The organism is Huaxiibacter chinensis, from assembly GCF_022171985.1.
Lineage (GTDB): Bacteria > Pseudomonadota > Gammaproteobacteria > Enterobacterales > Enterobacteriaceae > Enterobacter > Enterobacter chinensis_A.
In genome coordinates, this window is the sequence record NZ_JAJVHF010000028.1 from 1 (window position 1) to 9,057 (window position 9,057).

General features: G+C 46.4%; 10 protein-coding genes. 4 read left to right on the top strand and 6 right to left on the bottom strand.

The genetic code is table 11. From position 1 onward, the window contains the following. Positions 1-326: 326 nt before the first annotated feature. The 4 genes from LZP96_RS23355 to LZP96_RS23370 all read right to left on the bottom strand — a co-directional run bounded on the left by LZP96_RS23355 (position 327) and on the right by LZP96_RS23370 (position 2,715). Positions 327-620, bottom strand: a complete 294-nt coding sequence (locus LZP96_RS23355) for a hypothetical protein (protein WP_016246546.1) — start codon at positions 618-620, stop codon at positions 327-329. A gap of 20 nt (positions 621-640) precedes the next feature. Beyond that, positions 641-940: a hypothetical protein gene (locus LZP96_RS23360; RefSeq protein WP_016246547.1), complete on the bottom strand. Its 300-nt coding sequence runs from the start codon at positions 938-940 to the stop codon at positions 641-643. Positions 941-1,255: 315 nt separating this feature from the next. Continuing rightward, positions 1,256-2,194, bottom strand: a complete 939-nt coding sequence (locus tag LZP96_RS23365; RefSeq protein WP_015062961.1) for a hypothetical protein — start codon at positions 2,192-2,194, stop codon at positions 1,256-1,258. Between the two features lie 5 nt (positions 2,195-2,199). After that, positions 2,200-2,715, bottom strand: a complete 516-nt coding sequence (locus LZP96_RS23370; RefSeq protein ID WP_015062960.1) for a thermonuclease family protein — start codon at positions 2,713-2,715, stop codon at positions 2,200-2,202. A 222-nt stretch (positions 2,716-2,937) separates the two neighbouring features. Here LZP96_RS23370 and LZP96_RS23375 point away from each other — a divergent pair, with 222 nt between their 5' ends. From LZP96_RS23375 to LZP96_RS23390, 4 genes are all read left to right on the top strand, one after another. Next, entirely contained in the window at positions 2,938-4,365 is a 1,428-nt protein-coding gene (locus LZP96_RS23375) for a DNA cytosine methyltransferase (protein WP_015062959.1), read from the top strand. A 128-nt stretch (positions 4,366-4,493) separates the two neighbouring features. After that, the gene (locus tag LZP96_RS23380) at positions 4,494-4,661 is read left to right on the top strand and encodes a hypothetical protein (protein ID WP_016246550.1); all 168 of its coding nucleotides are present in this window, start codon (positions 4,494-4,496) and stop codon (positions 4,659-4,661) included. Positions 4,662-4,684: 23 nt separating this feature from the next. Continuing rightward, a complete protein-coding gene (locus LZP96_RS23385; protein WP_032610439.1) occupies positions 4,685-6,004 on the top strand; it encodes a DUF1173 family protein in 1,320 nt (439 codons plus the stop codon). A gap of 13 nt (positions 6,005-6,017) precedes the next feature. After that, positions 6,018-6,221, top strand: a complete 204-nt coding sequence (locus LZP96_RS23390; RefSeq protein ID WP_024191726.1) for a hypothetical protein — start codon at positions 6,018-6,020, stop codon at positions 6,219-6,221. A 54-nt stretch (positions 6,222-6,275) separates the two neighbouring features. Here the strand turns inward: LZP96_RS23390 and LZP96_RS23395 are convergent, their stop codons facing one another. Continuing rightward, on the bottom strand, positions 6,276-7,496 hold the full coding sequence (locus LZP96_RS23395) for a coiled-coil domain-containing protein (protein ID WP_032610436.1): 1,221 nt from the start codon (positions 7,494-7,496) through the stop codon (positions 6,276-6,278). A 2-nt stretch (positions 7,497-7,498) separates the two neighbouring features. After that, the gene (locus tag LZP96_RS23400; RefSeq protein ID WP_223866326.1) at positions 7,499-8,353 is read right to left on the bottom strand and encodes a DUF4942 domain-containing protein; all 855 of its coding nucleotides are present in this window, start codon (positions 8,351-8,353) and stop codon (positions 7,499-7,501) included. Positions 8,354-9,057 lie beyond the last annotated feature (704 nt).

Genomic DNA, 9,057 nt, shown 5'->3' on the forward strand with positions numbered 1-9,057 from the left:
GGGATAACGCAGCAGTCACATTAATATGATTACATAGGCTGAAAGTGCCCTTTCTATCTTGCACAAAGAGGTGACATTTTAAACTTGCTTTGACATATAAATCAATGGGTTACGTTTTACTTCTTGGATTACGCACTGGCACGGGATTTGGGATTTCCATGATGATTTTCCTGTGGGCAACCTGCATTATCACCATCCAGGACATAGGACGGGCTTACCCCGTTCTTACCTAATCATTTTAGGTCCTTCGTTACTAGAAAAATTTTTTAAACTCATACAGATAGACCGCCATAGGTACCAGCGGAACTATCTGTACCATTACTGAACTAAAAATAGATGAAAAAACATGCAGCCAGTACCGTGACGCTAATAATTGAAAATAAGTTAACTACGATGGAAATAAAGCTTTTTTTCATCATGGTCAAGGTTTCGGCTGGTGTTTCATCGAGTGCTTTGCCAGATTTATGGTCATCATAAATACGCCTTGAAGTTACAAGCTTATCGTGATGTTTATTCACTTGCTTCATCAAGAGGTGAATGACTAAAATCATAAGGGCAATGTAGATATACTTATCTTTACTTAGTGCGTCAATTATTTGATGTGCCTGATTCTCGTGCATAAAAATATCTCCTTGTTTGATTAACTGTGAAGTAGATAAAATAGATACCCAAAAACAATAGTGGATAGTGCTAACACCACACAATTAGCAATGTACCAGATCAATGTTTGGAACTTAAGTCGCCGGATCATTTCAGGTTCTTCACCGCTTGAGAAAGATCCTCTACCTTCACTGACTAACTTATCAGCATTTTTAAAATGCTGATAAGTTGAACCAGCACGGAAAGTAAGCCATGCCATACCTAACATTATGAATCCAAATAAATAAAATGCTTTTTCTAAGTAAAAATCTACCGCTGATACAACATCCAGATTTTCCATTTGGTAATTCTCAATATTGTTGGTGAGTTAAAGATTTTTTTGTTGGCTAACTGTCTGAAAGCCCTAATTATGGTCATTACAATCCAACCAATTAACAGGTTCCCCAAGAAACCGTGTCAATGCTGCTTTAGCGTATTGTGGCTTAGTGTAATATCGAGGGAACCAGCCATCGAAATTTTGTGTTCCATTGCGGCGGTATTCAGGTTCGACAGACAGTCTACATCCCTGACCGTGAGGCGAAATGAAAAAGGTGAACCCGTCAATCGAATCAGAACTCAACCGGCTGCATGTCATTGGAAATCCTTCATGATTTAACTAACCAGGCATTGCACTGGTAATCTGATGCTCCACACTCCGCATTCGAGGATTTTGACGTACAAAGTCTCTGACGCCCGAGATGCAAGCTTTGATGATTATATCAAAGTGAGGCTGCGCCTCCGATACCAAATTTCCCGTATTATCCAGTAGCAATATGACCCCTAGCGATTTTACAAGCTGGTACTCAACTGTCGACCGGTCTAGGGCGATCTGGAGCATGTAAATAGTTTCCCCGGATACATTTCCGTCTATTCCAATCACGGTTGCCGTGCAAGCTGCCTGCTCCTCTGGGTAGTGAGGTGTATAATAGTCATACCAGTAATCGGACTTCACCGATTCTTTCCTCGATTGCAGGTTTTTAACAGGCCATTTCACCCAGACAGATGACATATTCTCTGAAACCAGTGAGTGCTGTAACGCGGTAAGGGGGTTATCAAATTCGCCCATGGACCATAAGGTCTCAAATTCTGCTTGAAAAGTAGATGGGTCTATTACAGCAATAAAATCGAACTGGTCCTTATTAATTTTAGACGCTCGCTCATCCATATAGAAAAGACCAAGTCTGTTCCCTTTATCACTTCTCCAGGTGGCCCCTGCTGGTTGATAGTCCGTATTTATAAATGGTCGAAGTTGCTGGTCTTTGTGCAGAAAGATAAACGATGGGGCCAGTGTTCTATTCGCGTTCTTAACTGGGTTAACATATAGGCGCTCACCTGCGCTGAGGAGTTCAATGATCGACTTTGAAATGACAACATCTACAGATGGCGTGCAGGGGTTAACGCCCTCCTCCACTTGATGTACTAAATCCCCATCCGGACCCGGAATAACGTCTCGCAGACACGTTGGGCAGCGCTGAGTTTGTCCGGGTAAAATTGGCCACGAAAGATGTCCATCGTTATTAAGCGCAATTTTCAATAAAGGATGTTGTCTTGTCATCGCGGTCACCCCCTGCTTTTCGTCTTTTGAGGTTTCTGGTTTTGCTGGCGCCACTCCCAGGGGGCAACGGGATTCGGATCTACCCAGAGGCCTTTAACTGCTTTCTGCGCTGAAGCTTCGAATTTCAGATAGTTTGGGACGATGGCATTACCGTCAAACCGGTATACCCATGCATAGCCACTGTCTACCATTGAGGCGTTTATGTCATAACCATCAAGCCAAATGGTTCCCAGCATCCTGCCGTAAATATCAGGTCCGTGGTCTATTACCGTAATATTCTGTGCAGCAATCGCGGAGCTCAACGCTTGTTTAGCCTTTTGTCCAAAGGCCTGCTTACTTTCGGGGGCATCAATACCGTACAAGCGGATTTTGATGTTTGTATTCTGACCATCGAGCGCGGTGATTGTGTCCCCGTCGATAATTTTTACCACTTTCGCTTCAAATGATGATTGGGTAGCAAGAGTTGCCACCGGGAAAAGGACGATTAATGTCGGCAAAAGTAACTTTTTCAAAAGAGTCATACGTTCTCCCTGAATTAGATGGTTCGTAGTAACAAATAAGTCGTGTGATTTGACGCGCTTATTGTACCAATTAGAAACTCGGCGATTTTCTGTTAACGGAGGCAATTTGAGTGGATAAAAATTTTAATACAGGAGATGAAAATAAAGGCCTTTAACAAAAAATTGAATTTTCACCGCGTGGTAGTCTGAGAACCTAAATTAATCACATTTCACGGAGTAAGGATGTACAACGATAGAACTGAGCCTGCAATAACAGCATTGCTTAATGATGAGACACCTTCCTCTATCCATAAATTACTGGTGCAGGTTGCAAGCATCTACGACGTGAAGGATTTGGCTGAGCAACTTAATGCTGCAACCGGCAGCGAATGGTCGAGGGGAACGCTTATTCGCCAGATTAAAGGTGCAGTTAATGAATGCCAAATCACCCAGGAAGGATATCGTTATCTTCGAACGTTGCTCCCCTCTCGGCCAGCGGACTATGACCAGAAGTTTTTCCGATTTATTGACTTGTTTGCTGGGATCGGTGGCCTCCGGAGTGGTTTTGACGCCATCGGCGGGAAATGTGTGTTCACCAGTGAGTGGAATCAGTTCTCCCGACGGACTTACAGTGCAAACTGGTACTGTGACGAGACTGAGCACCATTTCAACTCAGATATCCGGGACATTACACTCAGTAATCTTCCCGATGTTTCGGATGACCAGGCCTATGCTTCTATCGATGCATCCATCCCAGACCATGATGTTTTGCTCGCAGGTTTCCCATGCCAGCCGTTCAGTATTGCCGGTGTCAGCAAAAAGAACTCCCTTGGCCGAAAGCACGGCTTTGAATGCGACACCCAGGGGACCCTTTTTTTTGATGTTGCCCGGATCATCCGAGCCAAACAGCCTGCCATTTTCGTTCTGGAGAACGTAAAAAATCTGAAGAGTCACGATAAAGGCAATACGTTCCGCATCATCATGAATGCGCTTGATGAGCTCGGCTACGATGTTGCCGACTCCGATGCTCACGGAGCAAAGGACCCCAAAATAATTGACGGTAAGAACTTCAGACCTCAGCACCGGGAACGTATCGTGCTGGTCGGTTTCCGCCGTGATCTGAAACTCAATGATGGCTTTTCGCTAAGTGGTGTATCCGCTCTTTATCCTTCACGACGGCCAACCCTTAGGGAGCTGCTGGACGCTGAGGTCGATAGCCGTTACATCCTTTCTCCAAAGCTCTGGGAATACCTTTATAACTACGCTAAAAAGCACCAGGCAAAAGGCAATGGATTTGGCTATGGTTTGGTAGATTCATCAATAGAAACAGTGGTTTGCAGAACACTCAGCGCACGCTATTATCGGGATGGATCTGAAATTTTATTAGACCGGGGATGGGATTTTAGCATAGGCGAAAAGCACTTTAATGATCCTGTCAATTTGGCAAGGCGCCCACGCCGTTTAACCCCGCGAGAATGTGCCCGCCTTATGGGGTTCGAGCAACCGGGAAAAGTTACTTTTCGCATTCCAGTCTCTGATACGCAGGCCTATCGCCAGTTCGGGAATTCGGTCATCGTCGACGTATTTGCGGCCGTGGCCAGTTTGCTTCGGAGCCGTATTGAGACTGCCGTTTCGGCTCGGCTCAAGGGAGAGTTTGAAGCGGCATCATAGTCATTCTTCTGTGTGATTTAACAGGGTAACGTAATGGTTTAATTCACAAAATATTAACATTCACGCAGATAAAACCTGGGCAGGAAGAGTAAGCCTGCTTCAGTTATCGCCTTCATCAGGAGGTACTGATGACGTATTTTGATTCAGCTGAAGATCTTACTATTACAAAACAAAGGGCTCTCCAAGAGCTTGCTAAACATGGCGTTGAGGCCAGCGACATCAACGTGTTTTTTTCCGAGTTGGGTGAGAAGGAAGAGTACAACGCGCAGGATGTATTGAGATGGCTGGGCTATTAGTCTTTTAAATTTCAGGAGGTCCCATGGGCCAGAAGTTTGCAGTATTTATTGCTTACGATGACGAACCAAACACGAAACGATACTCGGCTGAATTTCAGACGCAGAACGAGTATGTAAAGGGATGGCAGTCGGCCCTAAAGAAAGCACACCACACGTCCGGGCAGAAATCTGTGATCACCTGCGGATGCCGGGGCAAAGGCGCAAAGCGTCTGTACGTCCGGTCGCTACCAAACAGTGATACCTTCATATTGATTAAGGCTGCAAATACCGGCACTGAGCATGATCCATCGTGCGTGTTTTTCGACCTTGATGCCAGGCATACGGGGTTAAAGGGTTATGCCAGCAATGTTGTACGCATCAACAATGAGGGGACCATGTCAATACGCCTCGGAATAGGCATGACGGAGAAAGATCCGCCGGAAAAGTCAGAGGTTCCTACCCCGCCCCAAATCCAGCGACCTGAAGGTGGACAGGCTTCAATGACCCTGTCCGGACTTCTGAGTCTGTTGTGGACTGAAGCCGGTCTTAATGTCTGGTATCCGAATATGGCCGGGAAGCGAAATGATTCGCTGGTTCGCTACCGGATGTTGGACGCCGCAAAGCAGGTCAAATCAGGTAGAGCGTGTATTGGCGACCATCTCTTTATCGGGGTGGCGGACTCTAAAAGCAAAGTGGCCAGTGAGCAGGTTAAGCTGTTGTCGTCCGCAGAACTGAGCGACAAGCGACTGCTGCTGCTATCAGTACTGCCGCGCTATGACGCAGAAAAGCATGAGAAGCCACTGAAGTTTCTTCCTATGCGTAACTTCGGCGGTATGCCCCTTACCTTCTTTAACTCAGACGGGCACTGGGATAGCGTGAAGCGGCGATTCCCACTGGAATATGCAGCCTGGAAAAATGGTGGCAAAGTTGTTGTTTTTGCACTTACCTCTCCCGTATCTGTGACCACTAGAGGTCTCTCTGCACGAGCTCATCAGATAGTGCTTATGCTGGTGAGTGATAACTGGATACCTCTGGACTCCTCATACGAAGCGATTGTATCCCGTAAACTGGATGCCGAACACCGGCACTATGTTAAGCCTATGCGGTATGACGCAAGTGCGAGCGATGTATTCCCCGATTTTTATTTACTTGATACCCGGAGTGATAAGCCGTTCCCGATGGAGGTTTTCGGAATGTCGACACCAGCCTATCTTGCGCGAAAGGAACTTAAGAAGGCGTATTACAACCAGGAATATGGGGCCTATGGATGGTGGCACTGGGATGCTACGGAGAAGACGGAATCCCAGGATCTCCCTCATTTCCCTGAAGCTAAAAAATACAATTCACCCGAATCACAACCTTAAAATGGGGTTAAAAATGGCGTACATACTTTCGATGAGTGAACAGGTTAAACTGAAAGCGTTTTTGGCGGCAGTACTCGATGACTATAAGCTGGGAGCTATTTCGCAGCAGCAAGCTGTTGGCGGGATCACTAGCCTGGTTGATGCTCTTGAGATCAGTGACTCGGGGAAAATCAGCCAAATGCTATCGGAAGGACGTAAACTCCTCCGGACGGGATAAAGAGCCTACGGGCGCCAGGAATTTAAGTTTATAGCAAATTCCTGGCGGGAGCAGTTATGTCGTCTTTTTGTTTCGCGGTTTTGATGCCCCTGGGGATTTAGGTTTGATAGCAACTACGCCGGTCATAGCTTCGGTAAGCTGCTTGATTGTTCCTCGTAAAGACTCTGCAATGGTCTTTTCCGCATTGAGTGTCGCTTCCATGGACATCATCTGATTCCTGAGCTGCTGAAGCTCTTCTGTCAGATCTGTTTGGACCTTTTTGGACACCAGGTTCTCATCAGCTAAGCGTTGTGCTTCAGCTCGTAGTTGTTCATTCGTCCCTTTAGCTGTTGAGAGCTCCGACCGGACGAGCGTCAGGGCCGTGTCCTTTTCGGCTAAAGATGAGCTCAATTCAGAGGCATGGGATTGTGATGAAGAAAGGTCCTGTTCAAGCTGACTGACACTGGACTTTAAATCAGACACGGTCCGTTGTAAGTTTTCATTCTGGCTGTTGAGGGCGGTCAGCTCTACCTGCTGCGCTTTATTTTCATCATTAAGCTGCTTCTGATACTCCTGCTGCGAGGCCAGTTCCTGTTTGCGCTCACTCAGTTGCTGGTTCAGTGTCCCTACTGTCTGCTGTAAAAGCTGGATCTCGTTTTGGGCATGCTGTAATTCACTTTGAGTTCCTGCCAGAGTTTCTTCTGCTTCCTGAAGTGAATCTTCTAATTTACTGGAGAGTTCACGCTGCTGCTCCAGCAGGTTAATCAGGTTAACTTTTTCGTTATTCAGGACTGTAGCCTGTTCTTTCGACTGTGACAGTTCTTCCAGAATTTCAGCATTCCGGTGCCGTAACTGAGTAATTTCTGCCTTCGCAATTTTCACGCTATCACTCTGGATAGCCGTATAGCTTAAGCGGAAGTACCAGGTGATAAACGCAGTAAAATCACTGAATGCATCTTTAATCTGGTCAGGGATTTCAATCGCGCGTGCTTCTTCGGGCACCTCGTCCACGTATTGCTTGTAGGCCGCCAGCATCTCCTGAGCCCGGGCAAAAGATCCCCCCATTTTATCCCGCAGCCAGTGGGCTTTGAAAAACTGGTCGAGGTTTTCGGTGCTGATGCTCTTATCGAGGCAGATTTGTTCAATCTCGGTGAAATATTTAACCTTAGCTATTGACGAGTAAGGGGAATTCTTCAGTAACTCGGGGCTTAGAGGGGGCGTTTTTGGAGTATCTTCACTTAAACTGGACGCTGTCTGTTCATCCCCGTTCATCAAATTTACATTGTCAGTCATCATTCTTATCCTTTGGCCGGGATCTGGTTGGCAAAATAAATGCTAATCAGGTCATTCAGTGCGTTATGCAGGCTTTCACACTCAACTGAGATATGGACGTTACCATTTTCGAACAATCGGCACTTCCAGCCCTTCGGGTCGGTAATGTCACCCGTAAAATCGGTTTTCCGTAAGACAGCAAGCCGATCGTACATGTTCATTCCACTGCCGACAGGCGGTGTTGCTGCATTGGAGCAGATGCAAACGATATTCTCAAAGTCGTTTAAATAGAAGAGATTATCCTGAGAAAAGCCATTATATCTCATCATGTTCGAGTCGGGAAAAATGCCGCGTAGTACCAGTTTTTTTGGCATCACAAATTGCTGGGCATTAGTTTTATACCGGCGATCAAGCTGGCATAGCAGATCAACAAACCCTTCAGCAAGTGTAATGCTGCGCATGGCAACTGCCTGGCGCAATGTACTGCGGATTACGGTTAACGACGCAATTGGCGGAGCGTTCCGGAGAGACTCACGGAACTCTGCCCGCTGGTTGTGATTCCAGAATCGGTCAATACCCGTTTCTTCAAAAAGATTGTTCCATGTCTTACGGTCTATTTGCTGTCGCCCTTCCTCGATGCTTGCGGCCAGGGACGCAGGAAGGCCAAAAGCATTAGGGGCCATAATTTTGCTGTTAAACAGTGAAAACCCGCAAATTGCTGAGGCTTCGGCAATCAGCGTCATGCCGTCCAGAAATTTTTGCATAGCGGCATCACGACTACTGGCGAGTTGTTCGGTACGGGTACTCAACTTCAGTTCCGGCTGCGAATTCATGCTCATTTCACGATCCTTTTCCCACTGTTTTGGCTGAGAGATTTTCACTGGCCTATCCACCTCTCTCGTTAAAAAAATACTCGTAGCGTCATATATAGTGAAGCCTTTACTAGTGACTAATGATGAAAAAGATTAGCACACAGATGTCGGGTGACCAACAACCCGCAACCCGTTAAGTGGCGATCGCATCCCCTGAATGCACAACCATTGCGTTATATGACTGATTAATAAGGGTTTTAGCCGCAATTACACTATGGGGGGTGCTATTTGAACGATGGGATTTACCGATAATTAAATCCCATAGTACATAAAGTGAGCTAAAAAAGGCCAATAAGCGTGACACCGTCACCTCGCGAGGTTTTTTTATGGTAACTAGTTATTAGTAAAGGCATGACTAAATGTATAATGGGATAGTTGTTCGGGCCTCCTCTTTGGTCGTTATCACGGATGAGGGGCTGTTACGACTGATAGACAGTGATTGCACACATTGGGCTAAGGGCAACAAAATGACGGCGTCGCGAATTACACACCTAATAACGTCCTGTACCAAAGGTAAGCACTTCCAGTGCGGCTCCCGTGCGGAACTGAGCATCCGGGCCGGAGAGACACCTGAAGAGGCTATGGCCAGTTGGGCAGCGACCATAAGACGGTCGCAAAGGGCACTGTTGCAAATAGTCGGTGGTGATAAACTTATCATCCCCTTTTGCTGATGGAGCTGCACATGAACCCATTCAAAGGCCGGCATTTTCAGC

Excerpts from the sequence above, each read along its gene's own strand:
- LZP96_RS23355 (WP_016246546.1), bottom strand. The coding sequence starts at position 620 with ATGCACGAGAATCAGGCACATCAAATAATTGACGCACTAAGTAAAGAT.
- LZP96_RS23385 (WP_032610439.1), top strand. The coding sequence starts at position 4,685 with ATGGGCCAGAAGTTTGCAGTATTTATTGCTTACGATGACGAACCAAAC.
- LZP96_RS23370 (WP_015062960.1), bottom strand. The coding sequence starts at position 2,715 with ATGACTCTTTTGAAAAAGTTACTTTTGCCGACATTAATCGTCCTTTTC.
- LZP96_RS23390 (WP_024191726.1), top strand. The coding sequence starts at position 6,018 with ATGGCGTACATACTTTCGATGAGTGAACAGGTTAAACTGAAAGCGTTT.
- LZP96_RS23395 (WP_032610436.1), bottom strand. The coding sequence starts at position 7,496 with ATGATGACTGACAATGTAAATTTGATGAACGGGGATGAACAGACAGCG.
- LZP96_RS23375 (WP_015062959.1), top strand. The coding sequence starts at position 2,938 with ATGTACAACGATAGAACTGAGCCTGCAATAACAGCATTGCTTAATGAT.
- LZP96_RS23365 (WP_015062961.1), bottom strand. The coding sequence starts at position 2,194 with ATGACAAGACAACATCCTTTATTGAAAATTGCGCTTAATAACGATGGA.
- LZP96_RS23360 (WP_016246547.1), bottom strand. The coding sequence starts at position 940 with ATGGAAAATCTGGATGTTGTATCAGCGGTAGATTTTTACTTAGAAAAA.
- LZP96_RS23380 (WP_016246550.1), top strand. The coding sequence starts at position 4,494 with ATGACGTATTTTGATTCAGCTGAAGATCTTACTATTACAAAACAAAGG.